The organism is Streptomyces sp. SLBN-118, assembly GCF_006715635.1.
GTDB lineage: Bacteria > Actinomycetota > Actinomycetes > Streptomycetales > Streptomycetaceae > Streptomyces.
In genome coordinates, this window is sequence record NZ_VFNP01000002.1 from 309131 (window position 1) to 333314 (window position 24184).

General features: G+C 68.9%; 24 protein-coding genes and 1 pseudogene. 11 read left to right on the top strand and 14 right to left on the bottom strand.

The window, feature by feature from the left end:
* Window positions 1–925: 925 nt before the first annotated feature.
* The 6 genes and pseudogenes from FBY35_RS19880 (at window position 926) to rox (ending at window position 6155) form a co-directional block, all read left to right on the top strand.
* Window positions 926–2011: a hypothetical protein gene (locus FBY35_RS19880; RefSeq protein WP_142215365.1), complete on the top strand. Its 1086-nt coding sequence runs from the start codon at window positions 926–928 to the stop codon at window positions 2009–2011.
* Window positions 2012–2119: 108 nt separating this feature from the next.
* Window positions 2120–2386 carry a hypothetical protein gene (locus tag FBY35_RS19885; protein ID WP_142215366.1) on the top strand — a complete coding sequence of 89 codons (267 nt, stop codon included), beginning with the start codon at window positions 2120–2122 and terminating at the stop codon, window positions 2384–2386.
* Between the two features lie 9 nt (window positions 2387–2395).
* Entirely contained in the window at window positions 2396–2542 is a 147-nt protein-coding gene (locus FBY35_RS36155) for a hypothetical protein (RefSeq protein WP_160159301.1), read from the top strand.
* A 268-nt stretch (window positions 2543–2810) separates the two neighbouring features.
* Window positions 2811–3469 (top strand): annotated as a pseudogene (locus tag FBY35_RS19890) (glycoside hydrolase family 15 protein); the annotation flags it as partial.
* Window positions 3470–3476: 7 nt separating this feature from the next.
* A complete protein-coding gene (locus tag FBY35_RS19895; protein WP_186357019.1) occupies window positions 3477–4418 on the top strand; it encodes a cyclase family protein in 942 nt (313 codons plus the stop codon).
* 309 nt (window positions 4419–4727) lie between these two features.
* Window positions 4728–6155 carry a rifampin monooxygenase gene (gene rox, locus FBY35_RS19900; RefSeq protein ID WP_142215367.1) on the top strand — a complete coding sequence of 476 codons (1428 nt, stop codon included), beginning with the start codon at window positions 4728–4730 and terminating at the stop codon, window positions 6153–6155.
* A 41-nt stretch (window positions 6156–6196) separates the two neighbouring features.
* Here the strand turns inward: rox and FBY35_RS19905 are convergent, their stop codons facing one another.
* Complete coding sequence (locus FBY35_RS19905) at window positions 6197–6649, bottom strand: iron chaperone (RefSeq protein WP_142215368.1); 453 nt, start codon at window positions 6647–6649, stop codon at window positions 6197–6199.
* Between the two features lie 282 nt (window positions 6650–6931).
* On the opposite strand from FBY35_RS19905, the gene FBY35_RS19910 reads away from it, so the two are divergent.
* Window positions 6932–7417: a gluconokinase gene (locus FBY35_RS19910; protein ID WP_142218066.1), complete on the top strand. Its 486-nt coding sequence runs from the start codon at window positions 6932–6934 to the stop codon at window positions 7415–7417.
* A 168-nt stretch (window positions 7418–7585) separates the two neighbouring features.
* Complete coding sequence (locus FBY35_RS19915) at window positions 7586–9166, top strand: GMC oxidoreductase (protein ID WP_142215369.1); 1581 nt, start codon at window positions 7586–7588, stop codon at window positions 9164–9166.
* A 430-nt stretch (window positions 9167–9596) separates the two neighbouring features.
* Here the strand turns inward: FBY35_RS19915 and FBY35_RS19925 are convergent, their stop codons facing one another.
* From FBY35_RS19925 to FBY35_RS19930, 3 genes are all read right to left on the bottom strand, one after another.
* On the bottom strand, window positions 9597–10562 hold the full coding sequence (locus FBY35_RS19925) for an NAD(P)/FAD-dependent oxidoreductase (RefSeq protein WP_260848749.1): 966 nt from the start codon (window positions 10560–10562) through the stop codon (window positions 9597–9599).
* Window positions 10563–10730: 168 nt separating this feature from the next.
* Window positions 10731–10955 carry an FAD-dependent oxidoreductase gene (locus FBY35_RS37320; RefSeq protein WP_313904688.1) on the bottom strand — a complete coding sequence of 75 codons (225 nt, stop codon included), beginning with the start codon at window positions 10953–10955 and terminating at the stop codon, window positions 10731–10733.
* A 6-nt stretch (window positions 10956–10961) separates the two neighbouring features.
* Complete coding sequence (locus FBY35_RS19930) at window positions 10962–11801, bottom strand: SDR family oxidoreductase (protein ID WP_260848750.1); 840 nt, start codon at window positions 11799–11801, stop codon at window positions 10962–10964.
* A gap of 499 nt (window positions 11802–12300) precedes the next feature.
* Between FBY35_RS19930 and FBY35_RS19935 the strand changes: the two genes are divergently transcribed.
* Window positions 12301–12909 (top strand): hypothetical protein, encoded by a 609-nt coding sequence (locus FBY35_RS19935; RefSeq protein ID WP_142215370.1) that lies wholly within the window; start codon window positions 12301–12303, stop codon window positions 12907–12909.
* A 134-nt stretch (window positions 12910–13043) separates the two neighbouring features.
* Here the strand turns inward: FBY35_RS19935 and FBY35_RS19940 are convergent, their stop codons facing one another.
* The 3 genes from FBY35_RS19940 to FBY35_RS37780 all read right to left on the bottom strand — a co-directional run bounded on the left by FBY35_RS19940 (window position 13044) and on the right by FBY35_RS37780 (window position 16641).
* On the bottom strand, window positions 13044–14384 hold the full coding sequence (locus FBY35_RS19940; protein WP_260848751.1) for a cytochrome P450: 1341 nt from the start codon (window positions 14382–14384) through the stop codon (window positions 13044–13046).
* Between the two features lie 300 nt (window positions 14385–14684).
* Complete coding sequence (locus FBY35_RS19945; RefSeq protein WP_142215371.1) at window positions 14685–16112, bottom strand: cytochrome P450; 1428 nt, start codon at window positions 16110–16112, stop codon at window positions 14685–14687.
* 256 nt (window positions 16113–16368) lie between these two features.
* A complete protein-coding gene (locus tag FBY35_RS37780; RefSeq protein WP_313904689.1) occupies window positions 16369–16641 on the bottom strand; it encodes an FxLYD domain-containing protein in 273 nt (90 codons plus the stop codon).
* 535 nt (window positions 16642–17176) lie between these two features.
* On the opposite strand from FBY35_RS37780, the gene FBY35_RS19955 reads away from it, so the two are divergent.
* Window positions 17177–18364, top strand: a complete 1188-nt coding sequence (locus tag FBY35_RS19955; protein WP_142215372.1) for a damage-control phosphatase ARMT1 family protein — start codon at window positions 17177–17179, stop codon at window positions 18362–18364.
* A 91-nt stretch (window positions 18365–18455) separates the two neighbouring features.
* Here the strand turns inward: FBY35_RS19955 and FBY35_RS19960 are convergent, their stop codons facing one another.
* The 7 genes from FBY35_RS19960 to FBY35_RS19990 all read right to left on the bottom strand — a co-directional run bounded on the left by FBY35_RS19960 (window position 18456) and on the right by FBY35_RS19990 (window position 23560).
* On the bottom strand, window positions 18456–19274 hold the full coding sequence (locus FBY35_RS19960) for an SGNH/GDSL hydrolase family protein (protein WP_142215373.1): 819 nt from the start codon (window positions 19272–19274) through the stop codon (window positions 18456–18458).
* Entirely contained in the window at window positions 19261–19401 is a 141-nt protein-coding gene (locus FBY35_RS19965; protein WP_260848753.1) for a hypothetical protein, read from the bottom strand. Before FBY35_RS19965 ends, FBY35_RS19960 begins: the two co-directional genes overlap by 14 nt.
* A gap of 126 nt (window positions 19402–19527) precedes the next feature.
* On the bottom strand, window positions 19528–20715 hold the full coding sequence (locus FBY35_RS19970; RefSeq protein WP_142215374.1) for an RNA polymerase sigma factor: 1188 nt from the start codon (window positions 20713–20715) through the stop codon (window positions 19528–19530).
* 6 nt (window positions 20716–20721) lie between these two features.
* Window positions 20722–21132: a YciI family protein gene (locus tag FBY35_RS19975; protein WP_142215375.1), complete on the bottom strand. Its 411-nt coding sequence runs from the start codon at window positions 21130–21132 to the stop codon at window positions 20722–20724.
* 228 nt (window positions 21133–21360) lie between these two features.
* On the bottom strand, window positions 21361–21495 hold the full coding sequence (locus FBY35_RS37325) for a hypothetical protein (protein ID WP_260848754.1): 135 nt from the start codon (window positions 21493–21495) through the stop codon (window positions 21361–21363).
* 41 nt (window positions 21496–21536) lie between these two features.
* Entirely contained in the window at window positions 21537–22961 is a 1425-nt protein-coding gene (locus tag FBY35_RS19985) for an MFS transporter (protein WP_142215376.1), read from the bottom strand.
* On the bottom strand, window positions 22958–23560 hold the full coding sequence (locus FBY35_RS19990) for a TetR/AcrR family transcriptional regulator (RefSeq protein ID WP_142215377.1): 603 nt from the start codon (window positions 23558–23560) through the stop codon (window positions 22958–22960). Before FBY35_RS19990 ends, FBY35_RS19985 begins: the two co-directional genes overlap by 4 nt.
* Window positions 23561–23737: 177 nt before the next feature.
* On the opposite strand from FBY35_RS19990, the gene FBY35_RS19995 reads away from it, so the two are divergent.
* Entirely contained in the window at window positions 23738–24124 is a 387-nt protein-coding gene (locus tag FBY35_RS19995) for a cupin domain-containing protein (RefSeq protein WP_142215378.1), read from the top strand.
* Window positions 24125–24184 lie beyond the last annotated feature (60 nt).

Below are 24184 nucleotides of genomic sequence, written 5' to 3' on the forward strand. Positions count from 1 at the left end.
ATCTCGGTGGTGCGGCGGCACGTCGCGGCTGAGCCTCCCGGTCTTCCGCACCCGGACCCTGCGCGAGGTGGAGCGCCGTCCGCACCGAACAAGTCTGACGCGTGCGACGTCGATGCCAAGGCGGGCGGTCCGGCGCAGAGGTACGTATGTGTCCCGTCCCGGTTGAGGACCCCCAAAGCCCGCCTCCCGGAAATGCATTCGTTAAAAGCAGGCCGATTCGCGTAGCACCCGATGAACTGTTCGAAATTCCAGGGAACGCAAGAAGCCGCGCTGCACCTGTGCCGTGACCCGTGGAGAGGGGGTGTGAGCCGGAGCGTGCGCTCCAATGCGCCACTTCGCCATTCTTCTGCCCTTTCCAGGGAGTAGCTGCGCGGCTGCGGTTATGCGACTATCTGTCTGCGCAGGTGGAATGATCAGCAGAATCCGCCTGGCATTCGACCTAGTTGTTGCTCGAAAGAGGTGGGGGTGCAGCCGGCCCGAATGGCCGGTTCAGATCCCGGCGGTGGGCGCCCGGGGGGTGTCAGCGCCCAGCGATGTCGGTGTGATTCATCGCCGCAAGTCGGCGGGTGACGCATGCAGATGCCGCTGGCGCCGAACGTGACTCCGTCCTGGCCCGTCGTTACCGCGGGAATCACTGTCATGAGGTCCTGTCGGCCTCCGCAGAAGGCGGAATGGCGTCGGCGCAAGGCTCTTTCTGCCGACGTGCCGACGTGCCTTGGTTGGCCAAGGCCGACTTCACTCAAGGTTCAAGCCCGTCATTGTCCGCGCCTGTGCTCGGACCGCGCGGGCCCCTTCGATGCGCTCCGCTCGGATCCGGCAGGAGACCAGGGCGCGCAAGCGCATCCCCATATTCCGCTCTCCCGCATTCCGGCACTGTCAGGTGCCGTGTGCCGCGCCAGAGGAAAGAAAGGGAAAGACAATGCACATGAGATTCTTGACGGTTCTCAGGGGGTGGGGCGCCCGAACGCTGGGCGCCCTGGTGACACTTGTGCTCAGCGCCGGCATGGTCGCTCTCGTGCCGTCCACCGCACACGCGGCGGCGAACCGGGGCTTCGCCTACGTTTGGGCGAACCAGGCGTCCGCCCCGCTCAACACGCCCTACACGCCGTCCAGTCTCTACAGCAGGAATTCGACCGGTGGTGTGAACACGGTCGTCCGCACCGGTGTCGGCCAGTACACGGTACGGCTGCCGAAGCTGGGCCTGCTCGGCGGCACCGTGCACGTCACGGCGTACGGAGCGACCTCCCACTCCTGCAACGTGGCCTACTGGCTCCCGGTCGGTGACCGGCTCGACGTCCATGTACGGTGCTTCACCCCAAGCGGCTTCCGGGCCGACACAAGGTTCACCGCCAGTTTCGTGAACACCGCCTATCCGGGCGGCCGTTTCGGCTATGTGTGGGCGAACCAGCCCAGCTCGGGCGCGTACACACCCTCCCCCACCTACCAGTTCAACTCGGCCGGTGCCACCAACACCATCACCCGAAGCGGTGTGGGCCAGTACGCGGTACGACTTCCGGCGATCGGCTCCGCCACAGGGCATGTGCAGGTGACCGCGTACGGGGATGTGACAGCGCGCTGCAAAGTCGTCAACTGGTACCCCTCGGGGACCGCTCAGTTCGTCAACGTCCGCTGCTTCACCCTCCCTGGTGCACTGCGTGACACCAGGTTCACGCTCACCTACACCCGCAACACCGGCCTCCTGCGCATCACGCCCGCGGCGTACGCCTGGGCAAACCAGCCGATCGCAGCCGCGTACTCGCCGGCCACGGCGTACCAGTACAACTCCAGCGGCAGCACCAACCGCATCACGCGGCACGGTGTCGGCCTCTACCGATTCCACACCCCCAACATGCCTCTGGGGTACGGCAACGTGCAGGTGACGGCCTACGGAGGCGACTCCAAGCACTGCAAGGTCGACTACTGGACGCCGAGCACCGGCATCCAGGTTCGGTGCTTCACTGCCGCTGGAGCGCCGACAGACACGTACTACGACGTGTCGTTCGTACGGTAAGAGCAGCGCACACTGTGCCCCACGGGAGCCGCTGAGCGGCGGCACCCCGCCCGGTACGGGCTTGCCGTAACGGATCCGCGAGGTTGTCCAACCCTCCGGACCCCATCCGTGCAGGCCCGTACCGAGCTCCGGCAGTCCGGGGAAGCGATCACCAGGACCGGGCGCGTCCGGCGGGCATGTCATCGGCTCGACGGCGACCGCGCGGCGCCGCTCCCCCGGCGGCAGCGTGTCGCCCGTGCAGAGCTGCACGTAGTCGGCGCCATCACCGAGCCACACGTCCGTACCGAAGGCACCCGACGGGTGGGCCAGGCGGACCACCGCTCGCCCATCCTCGTCCCGGTCGAGGTCGTCGAAGGGGGAGTCCAGCCGACGTGATCCTACGGCGTGCGGTGCGCGCAGGTCGTACGCCGTCCCGGCGACCGGCTCGGCGGCCACTGGCAGGCCACGCTCGTCGGTGCGCAGCCACGTCCGCGCAGGGACGGTCAGCACCGCATCGTCGACGACCGCAGTGCCCGCCAGCTGGTCCCCTGAGGTCGCCCGGACGGCCCCTGCCGTGGCACCGTCGGCGATGGCCCTCAGCCAGGCCTTACGCCGTAAGGCGTGCCGCCCCGCGAGCCGGGGGGACGAGGGCGAGCGGTCGCCACGCCTCGGCATGGCGAGGACCACCGGGGTGAGCGATGGTGGATCTCAGGAGCATCTCCCAGCCCCCGGAGTGGCCATGGACCGCTACCCTCCCATCGCCGAGCACGGCCTGGTGGGCAACCTGCAGACCGCTGCCCTCGTCTCGTCGCAGGGGGTGGTCGACTGGTTCGCCGACGCGTGGGACCGGCCGGACGAGGGCATCTGGGAAACCGACGGGGGCAGGAAGGACTTCACCTACAGCCGGGGCATGTCCTGGGCGGCCTTCGACCAGGGGCTGCAACCGGCGGACCGCTTCCGCAGGCCCGCCGATCTGGAGAAGTGGCGCACCGCGAGGGACGCGGTCTTCGAGCACGTCATGAACGCGGCTGGAGCGAGCGGGAGCGTGCCTTCGTCCAGCACTAAGACGGCGACGTCCTCGACGCCTCCCTCCTGGTCATGCCCAGGGTCAAGTTCCTCGCCCCCAAGGACCCCGTCTGGTCTGTCCACTCTCGACGCGATGGACCGCAAGCTCGTCTCCGACAGTCTCGTCCACTCTGCGACCCGTCGGCATCACCGGACGGCCTGCGCGGTTCAGAGAGCACCTTCAGTCTGTGCACCTTCCTCTACGTGGACGCTCTGGCCCGAGCAGGACGGCTGCCCATGGCCCGGTACACCTTCGAGAAGATGCAGACCTACGCCAACCACGTCGGCCTCTTCACCGAAGAGGTGCGTCCGAGCGGGGAGCAACTGGGCAACTTCCCCCAGGCGTTCACCCAACTCTCGCTGATCATGGCTGCCGTCACACTGGACGATGCGCTCGACCGGGAAGGAGGGTAAGCGCGGCATGACCACCCCGGCGGCTGAATCGCCGCGGCTGAGCGCCCGCGACTTCGCCGCACTCTACGCGCGCGTCCGCCGGGAGACCGGCGCCGGCGGTGTCTCGCGCGGTGCCCTGGACGACATCACGCCGCGTCATGTGGTGGCGGCCGCAGCCGAGGTGCGGTCGGGCCGCACGGTGACGATGGCGGCGCAGGTCGAGACGGAGCAGGGACCCGACAATCCTGAACCGTCGGGGCACGTCATGACGGGCGCCGTACGGGGCGGGATTGAATCGAGCGGGCTCCAGTTCGCCAGGGACCGCTTCACGATGAACGTTCACGGCGACGCCGACAGCCATCTCGACGCCCTGTGTCACGTGATCTACGACGGCACGCTGCACGGCGGCGTGGACGCGAGCAGCGTCACGCAGGCCGGGGCCACGGCCCTGTCAGTCGACGCGGCCCGCGACGGGATCGTCGGACGCGGCGTGCTGCTGGACATTCCCCGGCTGCGCGGCGTGCCGTGGCTCGAACCAGGCGATCACGTGACTCTCGACGACCTCACCGCGGCCGAGAATGCGCAGCGCGTCCGGGTGTCCGACGGCGATCTTCTCTTCGTCCGGGTCGGGCACCGCCGCCGCCGCAACGAGTTCGGAGCATGGCACGCGGCTGACATGCGCGCAGGGCTCCATCCCTCCGCGATGGAGTTTCTGGCGGACCGGCGGGTCGCGGTGCTCGGCGGCGATGGGAACAACGACACTGCCCCCAGCTCCACGGAGGGCGTCGACTTCCCCGTCCATGTGCTGGCCGTCCACGCCATGGGCCTCCACCTGCTGGACTACCTGCAGTTCGAAGACCTTGTGGCAGTCTGCGAGGCGGTAGGGCGGTGGTCTTTCCTGTGCGTCATCGCCCCGCTGAGGCTGCCGGACGCCACCGGCTCACCGGTCAACCCGATCGCTGTGTTCTGAATATCGCGTAGCGGCGGTGGCCCCGTCGGCGGTCGCCGCCGTTCGCGGCGTGGCGACCGGTCCGCCAGGGGCTTGTCCGTCCACAGAGGACGACAAAGGCAAGGAGACTACCGACTCCTTGCCACTCTCAACGTATAGCGCACTGGGGGGCTTGCGGCAAGGCCCGGGGCATGCCGCAGAATTGTCGGCCAAGGCCAGGACCTGCGGAAACAACAGATTCACGCGGTGCGCGTGCTGTTGTCGGCGTATGGGTCGCGGGGGCTGCGCGAAGCGACCGGCCGAAGTTCAACTTCACTGAATGGGGGGTTCATGATTGACGTGATCGTGGTCGGCGGCGGACCGACCGGCTTGATGCTGGCCGGCGAACTGCGGCTGCACGACGTGCACGTGGCGGTGCTGGAGAAATTGACCGAACCGACCACGGAGACCCGCGGGCGTGGCCTGCACACGCGCAGCGTCGAGATGATGGACCAGCGCGGTCTGCTGGACCGGTTCCTCGCGGTCAGTGAGAAGTTCCAGGTCGGCGGCTTCTTCGGCGGTATCCACAAGCCGTGGCCCAACCAGTTGGACACGGCTCACCCCTACGGCCTGTCGACTCTGCAGCCGGTCACCGAGCGGCTGCTCAACGAGCGGGCGCTCGAACTCGGTGCCGAGATCCGGCGCGGCTGCGAAGTGGTCGGGCTGGTCCAGGACGAGGACGGGGCGACCGTCGAGCTGGCGGACGGCACGCACCTGCGCTCGCGTTACCTCGTCGGGTGCGACGGTGGCCGCAGTGTGGTGCGCAAGCTGCTCGGCGTCGGTTTCCCCGGCGAGCCCGCCAAGGTCGAGACGCTGCTGGGCGACATGGAGGTGGCCGAAGGTCAGGCGACGGTTGCCGCCGTCGTCGCGGAAGTCCGCAAGACCCAACTGCGGTTCGGCACCATCCCCAACGGGGACGGGACGTACCGCGTCGTCGTGCCCGCCGACCGCGTGGCGGAGGACCGGGCGGCCGCGCCGACCCTCGAGGAGTTCAAACAGCAGCTGCGGGCGGTCGCGGGTACCGACTTCGGCGTGCACTCGCCGCGCCGGCTGTCCCGGTTCGGCGACGCCACCCGGCAGGCCGAGCGCTACCGGGTCGGCCGGGTGCTGCTGGCCGGCGACGCGGCGCACATCCACCCGCCGACCGGCGGGCAGGGGCTCAACCTCGGCGTCCAGGACGCGTTCAACCTCGGCTGGAAACTGGCCGCCGAGGTCAACGGCTGGGCACCGGAGGGGCTGCTGGACAGCTACCACATCGAACGGCACCCGGTGGGCGCCCGCGTGCTGGACAACACCCGCGCGCAGATCACGCTGCTGGGGACCGATGCGGGTGCGACCGCGCTGCGGGAGCTGCTCTCGAAGCTGATGGACTTCGATGAGGTGAACCGGTACGTGACCGAGATGATCACCGCGGTCGGGGTCCGCTACGACTTCGGCGAGGGCCACGAACTGCTCGGCCGGCGGATGCGGGACGTGACACTGAAGCGGGGGCGCCTCTACGAGCTGATGCACGGCGGCCGCGGGCTGCTGCTCGACCAGACCGGCGGGCTTTCGGTGGCGGGCTGGGATGATCGGGTCGACCATGTCGTCGACGTCAGCGAGGAGCTGGACGTGCCCGCGGTGCTGCTGCGGCCGGACGGCCACGTGGCGTGGGTTGGCGAAGATCAGCAGGAGCTGCTCAGCGCGCTGCCGCTGTGGTTCGGCGCTGCCGTCAGCTGAGCGCGCAGTCGTGACCCCGTCCCGTTCACCGGGCGTGCGCTTCAGCTCACTGCCTGCTTTACGAGCGCACCAATCCGCGCCTCCAACTCGGCTGTCACCTCCGTCAGGGCGAAAGAGGTGGCCCACATCGTCCCCTCGTCCAGCTTTGCCTGGTCACTGAACCCCAGCGTCGCGTAGCGCGCCTTGAACTTCTCCGCGCTCTGGAAGAAGCAGACGACCTTGCCGTCCAATGCGTAGGCGGGCATCCCGTACCAGAGCTTAGGCTCGAGGACCGGAGCGCTGGCCGTGACCACGGCGTGGACGCGCTCGGCCATGATCCGGTCCGAGTCCTGCATCTCGGCGATCTTCGCCAGCACGTCCCGCAGCGCCTCCGCCGCCTTGTCCGCGCGCGAGCTGCGGCGCGATGCCTTCTTCAGCTCTTGGGCGTGGTCCTTCATCGCTGCCCGCTCCTCGGCCGTGAATCCCTCGTACCCTTTGCTACCGGTGTTGCTCATGGCAGATCTCCCCCTTGAGGATCTTGATGTGCAGAACGTGAGAGGGACCTTATCCAGGCCCACTGACAACGGGCTCGGCTCAGCGGTGACCAGCACATACGGCGGGCGCAGCCCTGGCCCGTCACCGATCGCGCCGCGCGTCGAGCCCATAATCCGAATGTAGAGTCTGTCGGCCGGTCGGGCAGCTCACCGGACGGGTCTGGCGTGGGCTCGGGTCGGACGGACGAAGCTGGGAGGACCGCCGTGCGAGCAGCGTCTCGGGTGCCGCCGGTGGTGGTTGTCATGGGTGTGTCCGGTTCGGGGAAGTCCACGGTGGGGCGGCTGCTCGCGGACCGGCTAGCGGTGCCTTTCGTGGAGGCCGACGAGTTCCACTCGGCGGCGAACCGCGCCAAGATGGCCGCCGGCCGACCGCTCGACGACGAGGACCGCAGGCCGTGGCTCCTGTCCCTCGCCGACTGGATCCAGGAGGCGACGGGCTCCGGCCGGGGCGGGGTGATGGCCTGCTCGGCTCTCAAGTACGAATACCGGGACCTGTTCCGCCGGGCGGGCGCAGGCGTCCTGTTCGTGCACCTTGCGCTCAACCGGGCCTCCGCCGAACGAAGGATCGCCGGACGCGGAGGCCACTTCATGCCGGCCCGGCTGGCCGACTCCCAGTACGACACCCTCGAACCACTGCGGCCCGACGAGCCCGGAGTGACTCTCGACGCGGCGGCCGACCCGCAGACCATCGTCGACCAGGCATCGAGCGCCGTACGGGCGATCGGGTGAACGGGGACTGGTTCAGAGCCCATCCGGTCGCCGCCACCAAAACGGCCCGATAGCTTCGGATTCGGCACTGATGTCCCTGCGCATGCAGGTGCAAGCGAAACGCACACCTGGCCTGACGGGCGAGCGCTACGGCGAGGGCAGCCAACGACTCCTAGAACGGGACCCCGCGTGGCCGACGAGCAGCACTACGACGTCATCATCATCGGTACGGGCGCGGGCGGCGGCACACTCGCCCACCGGCTGGCCCCCACCGGCAAGCGAATCCTGATCCTGGAGCGCGGCGACTACCTGCCCCGCGAGCGGGACAACTGGGACTCCATCGCCGTCTTCGTCAAGGGGAAATACCGCGCACGCGAGTTCTGGTACGACAAGCACGGCAATGAGTTCCCCCCGGAGGTCAACTACTGCGTCGGGGGCAACACCAAGTTCTACGGCGCGGCGCTCTTCCGGCTCCGGCCCGAGGACTTCGGCGAACTGCGCCACCACGACGGCATCTCTCCGGCCTGGCCGATTCGCTATGAGGACCTGGAACCGTACTACACGCAGGCGGAGCAGCTCTACCTCGTACACGGGCGCCACGGCGAGGACCCGACCGAAGGCCCGGCCAGCGGCGAATATCCGCACCCCCCGGTTGAGCACGAGCCGCGTATCCAGCAGCTCAGCGACGACCTGGAAAAGAAGGGGCTCCACCCCTTCCACCTGCCCATCGGCGTGAACCTCGCGCAGGACGAGAACGGCAGAGCAACACACGACAGTGTCTGCATCCGCTGCGACCGCGTGGACGGCTTCCCGTGCCTGATCGGCGCCAAGTCCGACGCCCAGGTGATCTGCGTCGACCCTGCGCTGGAGCACGACAACGTCACGATGGTGACGGGCGCCAATGTCAGGCGCCTGGAGACCGACCCGACCGGACGCACCGTCACCAGAGTCGTTGCCGAGCTCGAGGACGCATCGACGCAGGGATTCAGCGCCGACATCGTGGTGGTCGCCTGCGGCGCCGTCAACTCCGCTTCCCTGCTCCTCCGTTCAGCGAACGACAAACACCCGAACGGCCTGGCCAACAGCTCGGATGTGGTGGGACGCCACTACATGCGGCACAACAACCTGGCGCTGATGGCGGTGTCGAAGGAACCGAACCCCACCAAGTTCCAGAAGACACTGGCACTGCACGACTGGTATCTCGGGTCGGACGACTGGGATTTCCCGCTCGGCGGCATCCAGATGCTGGGCAAGTCGGACGCCGATCAGATCCACGGCGAGGCACCGCGCTGGGCCGGCGCGGTGACCCCGAACATGCCGTTCGAGATGATCGCGCACCATGCCGTCGACTTCTGGCTCTGCGGGGAGGACCTCCCGCTGCCCGAGAGCCGCGTCACCCTCTTCAAGAACGGCGACATCCACCTGGCCCTCGACGAGAAGAACAACATCGCGGGGCTCAAGCGCCTCCAGCACAAGCTCCAGGGGATGCTCGGTCACCTGGGCATGCACGAGCACCACCTGCTGTCGCACAGCATCTACCTTCACAAGGGCATGCCCATCGGCGCCACCGCCCACCAGGCCGGCACCGTCCGGTTCGGCACCGACCCTCGCAGCTCGGTCCTGGATGTCGACTGCAAGGCCCACGACCTCGACAACCTATACGTCGTGGACACGAGCTTCTTCCCCAGCATCGGCGCAGTGAACCCGTCGCTGACCGCGATGGCCAACGCCCTGCGAGTCGGCGACCGTCTCATCGAGCGGATGCGCTGACAGCCGTAGCGCGTCGTCAACGGAACCGCCGGGCTCCACTACAGCTGGTCGCCGGGCGCTCTGGCCGCCAGCGTGTCCGCGTCGGTCAGCGGCTCCAACTCACCCCGTGTGTCGAGCCGGTAGAGCAGCACCAGAGCCGGCCCGACCAGCACGACCGCGATGCCCGTGACGATCGCCAGCCAACGCAGAGTATGAGAGGCGCCGGCAGCCCTCGGCCACCATCAGTGAGGTGGGCAGAGGGACCAGCAGGATGTGCGAGGCCAGGGTGAAGGCCATCAGCTCACGAGCCGACAGGAGTTGGGGCGGGGTGTTCGCCAGGATGGCCGCTGTACTGAGCATGTGTGCCTCGAGTCTGCCCCGCGGGCGCGGGGGTGAGGAACGACAGGGTGCGAAGGGGCGTCGGCCGGAAGGTGCCGGCAGGGTGCCGTGGTCAGGGTGGCGGTGGGGATGCCTGCGGCCCCGGCGCCCGGCCGACCGGCGCGTCGGCGTCGGCATGGCCACCGGCGTCGGACGAGGTGAAGGCGCGCTCACGCCGCGAGCTGGTGGCGAAGGCGACGGACCAGCTGAGCACCGCACCCAGCCTGCTGCGGTATCCAGTCAGGAAGGCAAGGTGAATGAAAAGCCGGGCGAACCAGCCGATCGCGCCCGACAGGTGCAGCGGTCCCGCCTTGAGGACTGCCCGGCCACGCGAGATGTAGGCGGCACTGCCGAGGTCCCAGTACTTGAAGGGCTTCGGCTGCTTCGTCCTGCCCTCCACCGCGTGGCGCACGGCCCGGCCTGCGTATGCGCCCGACTGCATGGCGACCTCGGCCAGGCCCGGCAGCCGGTCCAGGCTCATCGCATCGCCCGTGACGCGGATCTCCGGATGGCCGGGGACGGTGAGGTCGGGTTCGACGGCAATGCGTCCGGCCCGGTCCTGCGTGGCGCCGGTTGCCCGGGCCAGCGCGGCGGCGATGGGCGGCGCCTCGACCCCGGCTGTCCACAGGACGGTGCGTGCCTCGAACCGCGTCGTTGCGCCGTCACGGCCCTTCACCGTCAAGCCGCGCGCGTCGACGTCGGTGACCGTCGTGCCCAGGTGGAGCTCCACACCGAGGCTGTGCAGGGTTCGGGCCGCGCGGCGGGCCAACGGAGGTCCGAACGCTCCCAGCACCTCGTCGGCCCCTTCGAAGAGCAGCACCCGGGCCTGGGCGGAGTCGATCGTCTGGAACTCCCGGTCGAGCGTATGGCCGGCGATCTCCCTGATCTGGCCTGCTAGTTCGACACCGGTCGGCCCGCCACCGACGAGCGCAAAGGTGAGCCACTGCTGCCGCTCCCGGGCGTCCGTGGCCGATTCGGCCATCTCGAACGCCTGGTAGATCCGTCGCCGGATGTCCAGCGCGTCGTTCAGGGTCTTCATGCCGGGGGGCGTACGCGGCGAACTCGTCGTGCCCGAAGTAGGACTGCCGCATGCCGACTCCGACAATCAGATCGTCGTACGGCGGCTCGACAGCTGCGCCGTCGGGCCGCCGGGCCTGGACCAGCCGGGCTTCGACATCCACGTCGGTGGCCTCGGCGAGCAGACAGGTCACGTTGTGGTGGCGTCGCAGAACCGCGCGGAGCGGTTGGGCGATCTGACCCTCGGACAGGATTCCGGAGGCGCACTGGTAGAGCAGCGGTTGGAAGAGGGGTGGGCACAGCGGTCGACCACGGTCACCGCGACCGGTGACCGCCGCAGCGCGCGAGCGGCGAACAACCCGGCGAACCCTCCGCCGAGGACAACCACCCGGCGGGGCGTCACATGGTCGTGCACAGGGGATCAGCCTCCGGTGGCGAAGCCGGGGAAGAGCGTCATCCCACCGTCGACGTAGAGCGTGGTGCCGACGACGTAGTCGAGCAGGTCCGAGGACACGGCGACGACGGCGTTGGCGATGTCGTCCGGGTCACCCACACGGCGGTACGGGATCAGCTGCAGGAGGTCGGCCTCGGCCTCGGGGGTCGACCACGCGTCGCGATTGATCGGCGTGCGGATCGCGCCGGGTGCAACCGCGTTGACCCTGATCCGATGGGGGGCCAGCTCTTGGGCGAGGGTCTGCATCAGCATGCCCACACCGCCCTTGGAGGAGGCGTAGTTCACGTGCCCCGCCCACGGGATGATCTGGTGGACCGAGCTCATGCAGATGATCTTCCCGGCCGACCGGGACACCTCTTCCACCACGCCGCGCCGCATGAACTCCTTGGCGGCCTCCCGAGCACAGAGGAACTGTCCGGTCAGGTTGACGTCGATGACCTTCTGCCATTGAGCGAGCGTCATGTCCGCCAGGGCCGAGTCCCGCTGGAGGCCGGCGTTGGCCACCAGGATGTCGATGGTTCCGAACTCCTCGACCATCCGGGCGACCATGGCGACCACCTGGTCCTCATTGGACACGTCGGCCTCGTGGGCGTACGCCCGGACCCCGAAGTCCTTGATCTGCGCCACGACCTTCTCGGCCTCGTCCGCGCCGACGACGTAGTTCACCACCACGTCCGCTCCGGCTCGGCCCAGGGCAACGGCAGTCGCCAGGCCGATGCCCGAGTTGGCGCCGGTCACCAGCGCCTTCTGGCCTCTGAGCAGATGCGCGGATGTGGTTCCGCGGCTCTCGTCGACTCCAGTTGCCACGATCTCTCCTCCGGCGTTTTCGAACGGCCCGCCCGCCCACGTGAAAACGCCGCCGGGCGATGCATGAGGGGGAGGTTGGTCCTCGGACTGCCCGGACGGGCCCACAGGAGCAGTCGCCAGCCAGCGCACAGACGAAAGCACCCTGCGTGATGAGCAGGACGGACCGGCGCGCCACGCAGACGTATTTCGGCTTGGCATGTCACACGGTCGGGCTACGGGCCCCGAGCGTCTGTACCGGAAGAACATTCCGGCGGCGATCAGCCTCAGCCGGGTTCAGCCGATCCGCGCAAGGACACCGCGGGAGTGGCACGAGCTTGCACGAGCCGATGGTGGGTGGGACCTCAGGTGACCTGGCTCAGTGTCGTATGCAAGATCGCGGACGCCACAGCTGGTCGGCCCAGTGTCTACCCCACGGCTCGCCGGACCGGGCGGTCCGTCCTAGCGTCGGGTACAGGAGCCGGTGGCTCCATCGGCTTGGCGATCGGTACGAGGAGTACTCATGTTCATCCAGGTCATCCAGGGCCACGTCAGCGACGCCGCGGCGCTACGGGCCCGGCTCGACCGCTGGCAGACGGAAATCTCCCCGGGCGCTACCGGCTGGCTCGGCTCCACAGGGGGCGTGACCGGTGACGGCACATTCGTGGGAGTTGTCCGCTTCGAGTCCGCGGAAGCGGCGCAGCGCAACAGCGAACGGCCGGAGCAAAGCGCTTGGTGGTCGGAGACCTCGAAGCTCTTCACCGGCGAGGTCACGTTCCACAACTGTCGTGAAGTCGTCTCGTACCTGCGGGGCGGCTCGGACGACGCGGGCTTCGTCCAGATCATGCAGGGGCGGGTAGCTGATCCCGCCCGCTTCCGTGAGATGTACGACGCGACCGACGAAGAAGGTCTTGCCGCGTTCCGGCCGGACCTGATCGGCGGCACCCTGGGCCTGCACGGCGACGGTGGGTTCACCGAGGCGGTCTACTTCACCTCGGAGAAAGCCGCTCGCGAGGGTGAGCAGAAGGAACCACCGGCCGAGCTGAAGGAAGAATTCGAACAAATGATGTCCCTCATGCAGGACGTCAGCTACTACGACCTCTCGGACCCCTGGCTCAGGTCCCCGAGTTAGCGGTCGGCAAAGCCGTCGGTCTCAACCTGTCACTTCCCCGGCAGGCACTGCGCGGCCAACATGACCGGTGGCTCGACATGCGCCGTCGGCATCAGCACTTGCCGGAGAGGATGGTCGGCGCCGCTGATGCTACGTCAGGCGGCACCTCGGGGACTGATAACCATGGGGACACGGTCGGGGTGAGCCATCGATGAGAAGGCTTCTCGGGGCGTGTGGCCCGGCACGGCGCGCAGCTGCCAGCGGGCGAGGATCGTTGCCAGTGCGATGGTGGCCACCGTCCAGCTGAAAGCGTCCCCAATGCATTTACGGTTGCCCGCACCGAAGGGGACGACGGCCTCCCGCGGAAGGTTCGCCCGCCGTTGCGGCAGCCACCGGTCGGGGTCAAAGGCGTCCGGGTCGGGGTAGAGAGTCGGGTCCCGGTGCAGTGCGTAGAGGCTGAAGGCGACCTCTTCGCCGGCGGGGAGGTGGAAGCCGCCGAGTTCGACTGGCTCGGTGGTGCGGCGCATGAGCAGCACAACCCCGTGCAGACGGATGACCTCGTCGAGGACCCGCTGGATGCGGGGGAGTTTGTACACGTCGTTGAATGTGACGGGCCGGTCGCCCACGACCTCGTCGATTTCGGCAACCAGCTGCTTCTCGACTTCGGGGTGCTCGGCGATGTGATGAAAGGCCCAGGACAGAGTGGAGGCAGTGGTCTCGCTGCCGGCGAACAGGATCGTCACCAGCTCGTCGCGGACCTCTTCGTCGGTAAGTGCCTCGCCGGTGTCTGCGTCACGTGCGGCGAGCAGCACCGACAACAGGTCCGCCCGGTCGGTCTGCCCCGACTCGCGGGCAGCCGCGACCACTTCGTCGATAACCTGGCGCATGCTCGCTGATGCCTGATTGAAGCTTTTCCAGATCGGCAGGTTGTCCAGGGCCTTCGGGGATGCCGCCCGGACCAGCATGTTCCTCAGGATGATCGGCAGGTCCCGGCGCACTGCCTCCACCGCCGGACGTCCGATGTCGGTGGAGAACAGTGTCGCGGCCAGCGTCTCGATGGCGAACGAGGTCATGACCTCGTGCACGTCGATGTTCTGTCCCTGCTCCCAGGAGTCGGCCAGCAGGCGGGCGCGGGCGCTCATCACCTCGGCGTACCCGGCCAGGCGTTTCTTGGAGAAGATCGGCTGGATCAGGCGGCGGTGGCGGCGGTGGACTTGTCCGTCGGCCGTGGCGAGCCCGTTGCCGACCAGCATGCGGACGCGGTCAAAGAGGCGGCCCTTTTCGAAGAAGCGGCCTTGCTTGACCATGACGTCGTTGATCAGGGGGGCGCTGGTGGCCACGTAGATCGGCATCGTGCCGATGTCGACGCGGACCAGCTCGCCGGTCTCCCGCAGGGACCTGACAAAGGCCAGCGGGTCGCTGCGCAACTTCAGGACGTGACCGAGAAGCGGCAGGCCGCCCGGAGCGCGGGGTATCGCAGCCAACTCAGCTGACACTGAGCATCCTTTCGCGAGGCGATCTCTGTGCCGACCCCGTCATGAAGGGGGCAACCCCTTGCATGCGTTCCGCACGTCGGGCGTCCGCCGGGAGGACGGCCCGAATGATCAACTGACTGGCATCGTACTCACACGCCCCTTCCGTTCCAATGGCACCAGTGCACAGCGCGAGACCACCAAGGGCCGCCCCGCACCTCGGAGAATTCGTTCTCAACGAGGCGGCACGACCCCCAGTGACCCCACGAGACTTCTTCCGGCGAAAGTCCTGCCCCGTGTGCACCGGCCGGGACAGTCAGCCTGCTATCGCCGCACCAGCAGCCGCCTCCACCAAGGAAGGCGCTCAGTGGATACGGAAGCCGGTTCCGCCACCGGGACGGGAACAGGAGCCGTGGCGGGCAGCGGCTGGGACTTCGGCGACCCGGCCAGTGCGCCGCTATGACCTGCGCCGCTCGAGGGCTTGGTACTGAAACGCACCGGCAGGGAGTACACGCGCTCCGACAGCCATGCAGCCTGCGTTTCCAGCTCAGCGGGCGAGATGGCCAGCTCGAGGCCAGGTAGGAGCGTCAGCAGGGTGTCGATTCCGGTGTCCGCGATGGCGCGGCCGATGTCCTGGCCGGGGCATTCGTGGGGGCCGCTGCTGAAGGAGAGGTGGGCTCGGTTGCCGTGGACGGGGTCCGACAGATCGGGTCGGATGGCGGGATCGACGTTGCCTGCGGCCAGGCCGAGCAGGAGCATGTCGCCGGACTTGATCTGGTGACCGGCCAGCACGGTGTCGCCGGTGGCCCAACGACCCGGAATGACCGACAGGGGCGGGGCGTCCCACAGCACCTGCTCCAGGGCGTCGGGCAGGGTCATCTGGCCGCCTGACAGGCTCGCCCGGAAGCGGCGGTCGGTCAGGAGCAGGCGAAGGGTGTTCGCGATGAGGTTGACCGTGGTCTCGTTCGCGGCGACAAGGATGAGCCGGAGGTGCTCAACGACCTCTTCCTCGGTCAGGTTCGACCCGTGGCCGATCAGTCGGGACGCCAGGTCTCGCCCTGGCCTCTCCGACTTGCGCTTGACCAGGTTGCGCAGGGTCTGGGTGACGACCTCATTGCTGGCGAGTGCGGTTTCGGTGCCCTTCATCAGGTCGAGGGTGGCCTCGACCAGGCGCGGGCCGTTCTCCTCGGGCATGCCCAGCAGCTGGGTCATCACCAGCATCGGCAGCTGTTCGGCATAGTCGCGGATCAGGTCGGCCTGCCCGGTCGCCGCGAAGCCGTCGACGAGCTGCTTGGTGTAGCGGGTGACGTAGCGGCGCACGCCCTGGCGGTTGAACTGTCCAAGGCTGTCGGTGACCGCGCCGCGCAGGCGAGCGTGCTCATCGCCATCGGCGAAGACGCACAGCGGCTGCCAGCCCAGCATGGGGTGCAGCGGGGAGTCGGCCGCCACCCTTCCCTGCTCGAACTGCGTCCACCGGCGGGAGTCGCGGGAGTACAGCGATGGTGTACGCATCACCTCGAGGTTCTCCCGGTGCCCGAGAACCAGCCAGGCAGGGTGGTCGCCTTGGAGCATGACGGGCGCGACCGCTCCGTACTGCTGGCGCAGCTGTTCGTACAGCCCCCTCGGGTTGGCCTCCGCTTCAGCCCCGTACAGGCGACGTACCCCTTCGGGACTCATGCCGTGCGCTGGGCAGCCCGGGGGCGGCACCGCTGCGGAGTCTCCGGGAGAAACTTCTGGGCGCGGGGTGGTCACGAGGCCTCCGAAGCCATGATTGGAGCGGCCACCGTCACGGAGGAGAATCCCGGCAGGGCGCTCACGAACGTCTCTAGTGGCGTCGGACCACGAGGCCGCAGACCCGCTGCGGTCATACAAGATCCCGAGCCGGAGGCAGCATATCCCTGCTTGGTTTCCAACCTACAAGCCATCAGGTCAGCGACAGAGCGAGTGAACTCGGCGTGACGCAGTCCAGTTCAAGCGGAGGAACCGACGTGGCTCCAGCAGGATCGTTTCAGTAGCGCAGGGCCGCTGCGACCTTGGTGGTGATGTCGCCCGACAGCTTGCGGGTGCTGCGCGCGACGACGTCCTTGGACTTGCCGGCCGGGACGTCGGACACGGTCACGACGCTCACGTCCTGCAGGTTGCCGTCCTTGTCGGCGAAGTCGACCTGCACCGCGAAGGATTTCGCCGCGTCGGTGGTGTTCTTCACGGTGACCTTGACGGTGGTCCGTCCGTCGTCGTCCGAGGTCGGGTCGCCAAGGGTCACGGCGTCCTTGGCGTTCACGCCGCCCTTGACCTCGTCGAGCTTCCGCTGCGCCTAGGCAGTCGCGGACGCCACCGCTGACGCGGCATCGTGGCCAGGCCGGACGCCTCCGAGGCCAGGGACGAGGCGGCGGCCGTGACGTCCGAGCCCACCGAGCCGACCACCGACGCAGCCTTGGAAACGGTGTCCGATGGGTTCGAGTCGGTATCCGAGCATCCCGTCGCAGCGACGACGACTGCCATGGTCAACGCCGCTCCAGCCAGTCCACGAGCCCGCGTCCCTGCCATGACGTTCCCTCCGGTCGGCTGCCGTACCGGTCAATGTCCGGGGGCCGCCGCGTGCATATCCGGTTACGCGGTTCAGGTGATGCGGGGCGCGGCTGAGGTCGCCCGGACTGCTCAGCGCCTTGCGTGCCACTCGTGCGGGGCTCCGGAAAACGGTGGGCGTGATGCGGCTCGCCGTGAGAATCAGCCTCGACACGAGCACCGCGTACGGTGACGCTGCTCCCGTGCCCCTCCGCACCGTCCGATGTATCCGCCGAAGGAGTCCGTCGAGCATGTCGCAGCCATACCCCGCCGAAGCGGACCACGCATCCGTCGTTGTCAGCAACCTCGTGGGCTCCTTCGCCTGGGGAGTTCTGCACGACCGCCACCCCGCGCTGATCGAGCGCGTACGCAAGGCGACTCCCTTTCCCCCTACGGCACAGCACGCTCTGAATGCCCTGCTGGGCGAGATCGCCGAGGGCGGCGTCATCGAGGCCCTCGACGACTCCGAACCGGATGCCGCGCCATGGCAACAGTGGGGCGAGGGCATCGGGCGCCGCTGGGCAGACGTGCCGTTCCTATGGGCGGAGAGCTACTTCTATCGCAAGCTGCTGGGCGCGCTGGGCTACTTCGCGCCGGGGCCGTGGCGGGGCATCGACCCGTTCGCCCCCTTCAAACGTGCCGAACTCATGGGCACGGCCGTCGATTCGGAGCTCGCTGCCCTCGATCAGACGCCTCGCCAGCCGAGAGCACTACAGGACACGGCACTGGTGCACGCCTCCTTGTGGGGGAACAGGGCCGACCTCGGTTTCCAGCTCTCCACCGGCGAGTCCGGTCTCGGCGAGCGGGTCGCAGGGCTCGTTGTCGACGACACCGCGGTGCTCTGGGATCTGCTGGAGAGCGGACGGCCAGGCAAGGTATGCCTGGTCGCCGACAATGCCGGACCGGAACTCCTGCCCGATCTGGTACTCGCCGACCATCTGCTCGCCACCGACCGCGCCTCGTCCCTGAGCCTGCACATCAAGCCCTGTCCGTACTACGTCTCCGACGCCACCACGTCCGACGTCCTCGACTGCCTGGCACGCATGTCCGCGGCTTCCGGACGAGCCTCGCAGATCGGTCAACGGCTGCGGCAGGCGCTGACCGACGGGCGCCTCGTCCTGCGCGCCCATCCCTTCGCGTGCGCTCCACTCCCCTACATCGACATGCCGGTCGAGCTCCGGGAGGACTTCGACTCTGCCACCTTGACCCTCATGAAGGGCGACCTGAACTACCGCCGACTCGTCGGCGACCGCCACTGGCCCGCCACGACTCCCTTCTCTGAAGTGACCGCGTACTTCCCGGGACCGGTCGCGGCGCTGCGGACGCTCAAGTCCGATGTCATCACCGGCCTCGCCCCGAACACGCTGACGGAACTGGAAGCGACAGGCAGTGCCTGGCGAACCAGCGGCACACACGCCCTTGTTCAAGTGAGGACATGAAGGAACGTCACGTGAGCCGCACAGCTGTCGGCAGCCGGCGGTCCGGCTCGCAGGGGCGCGGAGCGTCGGCGCCTGACGACAGCGCAACACCCTACGAAGATTCCCATTGACCGGTGTCGGCCGGGGAGCCGGGCGCGGCGCTGAGGGGCAGGAGCTGGGGGCGTTTTGCGGTGCGACCGTCGCCGGAGGACTGGCCGCGCGGTCGGCGTCCGAGCCAGGGGCCGAGGAACGCGGCCGCCCAGCGCAGTTCGGCTGCCAGTGCTTGCCGGCCGACGGGCACCGCCTGGGGCGGCAGGGGGAGCGTCCAGGCATCGTCGCTTCCGGGCAGGTGGATCGCGTGCGCGACGGCCGCGGCGATCCGCTCATGGCCGAGGGGGCTGGCGTGGAGACGGTCCGCGCTCCACAGCCGTGGGTCGGTGGCGACGGCGTGCCGGCCGGTTTCGGCAACCGTGACGTTGTGACGGTCGGCCGCAGCGCGGATGCGGGCATTGAGGTCGAACACCCGGGACCTGACTGGCCGGGCAAGGGGCGCGATCTTGCCGACGTCGGGAAAGGTGAGGGTGACCACGTGAGCTCCGGCGCCAGTGAGCGCGGCGAACATATCCTCCAGGTGCACGGCCACCTCTGCGGCGTCGAACCGGGGCCGGAGCAGGTCGTTGACCCCGGCGACTACGGTGGCCAGGTCGGGGCGCAGGGCCAGGGCGGGCCCCAACTGCTCGGCGCGGACCTGGTCGGCGACGCGTCCTCTCACGGCCAGATTGGCGTACCGGAGCCCGGGATTGACGGCCGCGAGGTGCTCGGCGAGCCGGTCGGCCCAGCCCCGCAGGCCGGCAGTGTCGTCGCCGTCGCCGAGCCCTTCGGTCTGGCTGTCGCCCAGGGCGACATAGCGCAGGTATTCACCGCTCGGCATGAGTGGTCCTTTCCTTGGGGAGGGCTGCGATCCGCAGGCACCAGTCCCGGTGCTCCTGCTCAAAGCCCAGGCCTCGCAGGCAGTTCTGGTCCCGGAGCGCCGTCAGCACGGCATGCCGCAAGGCCATCGCAGCAGCCCCCTTCCCTTTCCTGGTCCGCCACCGCATCATACTCAAGAAAATGACTAGTAACATTCTTGAGTATAAGGAGAATGCCGACCGCTAGAGGTGCCACACGGCAGGAACGGCCAGGTCCTACTCGGTGGCTCGCGCGCGGGCTGCCTGACGGACCAGGTGATCGCGTTCGGCGACGTCCGTGGCCCGACGGGCGGCATCCGCGTACGCCGTGGCGGCGGCAGGGAGGTCGCCGCTGAGCTCGTGCAGGTGGCCGCGGACGGCGTGCCACCGGTGCCGCTCGCCGAGCACTTCGCGTAGCCGCTCGGTCTCGCGCAGCCCGGCGGCGGCGCCGAGGACATGGCCGACGGCGACCGCGCGCCCGAGCACCGCGGCGGGGTCCTGGCGCACCGGGTCGTCGGTGAGGGCGACGAGGTCGTCGTACCAGGCGAGGATCTGCGGCCAGTCGGTCTCCTCGGCGCTTGCCGCGTCGTCGTGCAGGGCGGCGATGGCCGCCTCGACCTGGTAGCGGCCGGGGCGCTGTACGGCCAGCGCCGACTGCAGGACGCGCACGCCCTCGGCGATCTCACGGGTGTCCCACAGGCCACGGTCCTGTCGGTCGAGCGTGACGATGCGACCCTCCGAGTCGAGTCGCGCCGGTAGGCGGGCGTGGTTGAGAAGCATCAGCGCGAGCAGCCCGAGCGCCTCCGGTTCCTCGGTGGCGAGGGTGAGTTGGCGGGCGAGCCGGATCGCCTCGCCGGCCAGGTCCACCCGGCCTGCGTGGCCGGCCGTGTAGACGAGGTAGAGCACGCGCAGCACGACGGCGAGGTCGCCGGGCTTGTCCAGGCGGCGCCCCTGGAGGGCGCGCTTGGCCCGGCTGATGCGCTGCGCCATCGTCGCCTCCGGCACGTAGAAGGCGTCGGCGATCTCCCGGGTAGTGAGGCCGCCGACGGCGCGCAGGGTCAGCGCCACCTGCGAGGCGGGCGCGAGGTCGGGTTGGCAGCAGCAGAAGAGCAGGAAGAGGGTGTCGTCGCCCTCCTCGGTCGCGGTGGGCCGCGGCTCGGCGTACGTCGCCTCCTCGCGGCGGTAACGGGCCGCCTCGCTGCGGCGGGCGTCGACGAGCCGCCGGGTCGCGACCGTCGCCAGCCACCCAGGCGGGTTGCGCGGCGGGTGGTCGGGCCACACCCGCAGCGCCTCAAGCAGCGCCTCCTGCAGCGCGTCCTCGGCGGCATCGAAGTCCTCGCCACGCCGGACCAGTCCCGCGAGCACCCGGGGGACGAGGGCGCGCAGCGCGCCCTCGTCCAGCCGTCGCGTCGGTTCGTCGATCACGACGAGTCAATCGTCCGAGGGCGCCGCGGACATGACCTCCCGGATGTCGATCCACTCGTAGAGCGGCTCCCCGCCCGGGCCGGGCTCGGAGGAGACGTAGGCCGCGAGTTCGACCGCGCGCTCATGCGACTCGACGTCGATCATGTACCAGCCTGCCACGAGATCGCTGGTCTCGGGCAGCGGGCCGTCGGTGGTGACCGGCGCGGCGTCGGGGCCGCCGTAGCGTACCCAGGTGCGCGCCGGCGTGAGCGCCTGCGCGTCTACGAATTCGCCGTTCTTCTCAAGCAGCTCGCTGACGTGCTTGAGGAAGGCCATGTGCGCCTCCACGTCCTCCGGGGCCCACTGATCCATCGGGGGCACGGGACGGTGCGGCTCCGGGCCGCCGCGGTAGTGCTTGAGGAGCAGGTACTTCGGCATGGTGGTCTCCTGGTGTCGTGGGCCGCGTCTGTCGTGGCCTTCACCTGGTGAGCGGAGCCGGTCGGGGCTTCTCGACATGAAATCACTCATCCGCCTCCAAGACCGTCGTGCAGCCGGCTCCAAGACCGTTGTGCAGCGGGATCGGCCACCGGCTCAGGCTGCTGCCGCAGCGGCGGCGCAGTTGAAGCCGTCGGTCCGGCGCCACGTGCGCAGGAAGCGGTGCGGCGTTCAGCGGTCGGACGGTGGCCATTCGGAGACGCCCTCGCGGATCTCTTCCAATGAGTCCTGGAGCAGGCTTGTGGCGCGGGTGAACCAGTCGGCAAGTACGGCGTTTTCGTCCGAGGCGTAGTCGGCGAAGAGCACGCCCAGGCGTTCGGACCATCGGCGCTTTGATCCACGGTCGGCTACGCGGCGGTCCGCGGTCGCGGGGAAGCAGAACCCGTCGTACGGCCCGGCAGCCCGCTTGCCAGGATCGCGCCGGCGGCAGCCACGGCGGCGAGCACGATCAGCGCAGGGCCCATTGCGGAAATGAAGGCCGCACCGGATCCGCCAGGGACCTCGCCGCGCGACCCGAGAGTCATCAGGGCGGTTGCCGCGGCGATCCCTACGATGGGGCCGATGTTCAGGGCTGTCTGCTGGAGACCGCCGACCACCCCGGCGTGCTCCGCAGGCGCATGGCTCACTATGACCGCCGTCGCCGTCACCATCGCACTGCCGAAACCTGCGCCCACCAGGAAAAATCCGGCGCAGATCGCCACCGTGGCCGATGCACCGTCGAGGCGCGACAGCAGGAGCGCGCCGAAAGCCAGGAGGGACATCGCGGTCGCAGTCGTACGCCGCGGACCGTACCGACGCATCAGCACGGCGGCGAGCGGCGCGGCCAGCACCATCGCCGCGGCGCCCGGTAGTGCAGTCAGAGCGCTTCGGAAGGGGTTGAGACCGAGGATGCCCTGAAGGAAGTACGTACCGGCGAACAGCGCCCCGAACAGCACAGCCGAAGCGGACACCAGGATCCCGAGCGCCGAGGCGACGGTCACCGATCCGAGCACCTCCGGCGCCACCAACGGGCTCTGCGTGCGTCGTTCGTGGCATACGAACGCCCCGCCGGCGACCGCCGCGACGACGAATCCCGTCACGGTCGCCGCCTGCCGGCTGCTCTCCGGCATGGAGACCAGCGTGTGCACCAAGCTGCCCAAGGTCACCGCCAGGAGGCAGGCACCCGGCAGATCGAGCCTATGGGCGGACGCCCCCGCGGGTTTCGCATCGCGTACGGCAGGCTCCCGTACGGCAAGGACGAGAACCCCGATCACGAGCGCGGGTACGACGTTGAGGAGGAAGACCGCCCGCCAGTCGAAACGTGCGGCCAACGCCCCGCCTACAAGCGGGCCCGCCGCAGCCGCGACCCCGATGGCGCTGGTGCGCAGCGCGACGGGCATCCCCAGGCGGTCGGGCGGAAAGGCGGCCCGCAGCATCCCGAGGGTGGCGGGCTGAAGCAGCGCCCCGAAGACGCCTTGGGAGACGCGAAGCACGATGACCCAGCCGATCCCCGACGCCTGGCCGATCCCCCAGGATGCCGCGCCGAAGCCCAGGATTCCGACGGCGAAGACCTGCCGGTGGCCATACCGATCGCCGATGCGGCCGGCGAAGACGAGCAGACTCGCAACCGCGATCAGATAGACGGTGCTGGTCCACTGAACCTGATGGAAGGACACGTGCAGATCGCGCTGCATGGCGGGCTGAACGATGGTCAGAACGGTGCCGTCGAGAGCGACGACCGCCGCCCCGACGACGCTGCCCGTGAGTGTGAGCCGTCGGTAGGCCGTGCTCATCGGACGTCCGGACCGAGATGGGCGTCCAGGACCGTACGCAGAAGCGGTTCGACGTCGTCGGTGCCTGTCGCGAGCTGGAGGCTGCCCCATCCCCACAGCTGGGCGATGCCGTGCAGATTCGCCCACAGTGCGCTTGCGACAACCTGCGGCGCGACGCCGCCGGGCCGCGACCGGACCCGGGCCACGCAATCCACGAACAGGCCGAAGAGCGGCAGACTCGTCTCCCGCAGGCCGAGATGGCCGCTCTTGAGCAAGTCATGACGGAACATCAGCTCAAACATGCCGCCATTGGTCCGCGCGAAGTCCAGATAGATCCGGCACAACGCCGCGACCCGGTCGCGCGGGCTCGGAATCTCCTCGCCATCCTGGCCGGCTTCAAGCGCCTCGGCGGCCCTGTCCGCCAGCTCGGCGAAGCCCTCGCGCGCGATCGCGGAGAGCAGGGACACATGGGTCGGAAAGTAGCGGCGGGGAGCGCCGTGCGAGACCCCGGCGGCGCGGGCGATCTCACGCAGGGACAGCGTCTGCGCCCCGCGGGCGGCGACCAATTCGACCCCGGCCGCTACGAGTCGGACACGCAGCCCTGCTTGCTCTTCGTGCATAGACACTGTCTACCAGATCGCGTAGACAGTGTCTACGCCGCGGGCGGCGGACGAGCGGGGGCCAGCCGGACGGGGACGGGCCGGGAACCCGGCTAGGCTACGAGTGGGAAGCGACCACCCACGTAGCACGGCGTCGAGTCCGGACCACGACTCGAGGGCCGGGCGGAAGGAGTCGTCATGGACCCTCAGCGAGATCAGGTTCTGGTCGTCACTCCCCATGACAGAAAGCCGGGGCCCCACACCGAGGGGATGGACCGGCAAGAGGCTTTCGCCACCGAGGGAACGTGGTCGGGTTACGTCCGCACGGAAGCCGGGATGGTCTCCGCCTGGCACCACCACGGCGAGTGCGAATCAGTGATCTACGTCCTCACCGGCGCGCTGAAGATGGAGTTCGGCCCGGACGGCTCGAATACGGTGGAAGCAGGCCCCGGCGACTTCATCTACGTACCGAAGGGCGCCGTGCACCGGGAGAGCAACCCCTCCGCGGAGGCCGCCGACATCATCGTCGTGAGAGCCGGGACCGGGAAGTCCACGTTCAACGTCGACGGGCCGGCGCCGGGCTGAGACAGGCCGTTCACCCGTACGCGACTCGCCGCGCCGACGCCGAGCCGCAACCGGCCTCTG

Coding starts and splice junctions, on each gene's coding strand:
- FBY35_RS19905 (WP_142215368.1), bottom strand. CDS start 6,649: ATGAGCAACACCGGTAGCAAAGGGTACGAGGGATTCACGGCCGAGGAG.
- rox (WP_142215367.1), top strand. CDS start 4,728: ATGATTGACGTGATCGTGGTCGGCGGCGGACCGACCGGCTTGATGCTG.
- FBY35_RS19965 (WP_260848753.1), bottom strand. CDS start 19,401: ATGGCCTTGCGGCATGCCGTGCTGACGGCGCTCCGGGACCAGAACTGC.
- FBY35_RS19975 (WP_142215375.1), bottom strand. CDS start 21,132: ATGCCGAAGTACCTGCTCCTCAAGCACTACCGCGGCGGCCCGGAGCCG.
- FBY35_RS19995 (WP_142215378.1), top strand. CDS start 23,738: ATGGACCCTCAGCGAGATCAGGTTCTGGTCGTCACTCCCCATGACAGA.
- FBY35_RS19960 (WP_142215373.1), bottom strand. CDS start 19,274: ATGCCGAGCGGTGAATACCTGCGCTATGTCGCCCTGGGCGACAGCCAG.
- FBY35_RS19985 (WP_142215376.1), bottom strand. CDS start 22,961: ATGAGCACGGCCTACCGACGGCTCACACTCACGGGCAGCGTCGTCGGG.
- FBY35_RS19935 (WP_142215370.1), top strand. CDS start 12,301: ATGTTCATCCAGGTCATCCAGGGCCACGTCAGCGACGCCGCGGCGCTA.
- FBY35_RS19990 (WP_142215377.1), bottom strand. CDS start 23,560: ATGCACGAAGAGCAAGCAGGGCTGCGTGTCCGACTCGTAGCGGCCGGG.
- FBY35_RS19955 (WP_142215372.1), top strand. CDS start 17,177: ATGTCGCAGCCATACCCCGCCGAAGCGGACCACGCATCCGTCGTTGTC.
- FBY35_RS19925 (WP_260848749.1), bottom strand. CDS start 10,562: ATGAAGACCCTGAACGACGCGCTGGACATCCGGCGACGGATCTACCAG.
- FBY35_RS19910 (WP_142218066.1), top strand. CDS start 6,932: ATGGGTGTGTCCGGTTCGGGGAAGTCCACGGTGGGGCGGCTGCTCGCG.
- FBY35_RS19895 (WP_186357019.1), top strand. CDS start 3,477: ATGACCACCCCGGCGGCTGAATCGCCGCGGCTGAGCGCCCGCGACTTC.
- FBY35_RS19880 (WP_142215365.1), top strand. CDS start 926: ATGAGATTCTTGACGGTTCTCAGGGGGTGGGGCGCCCGAACGCTGGGC.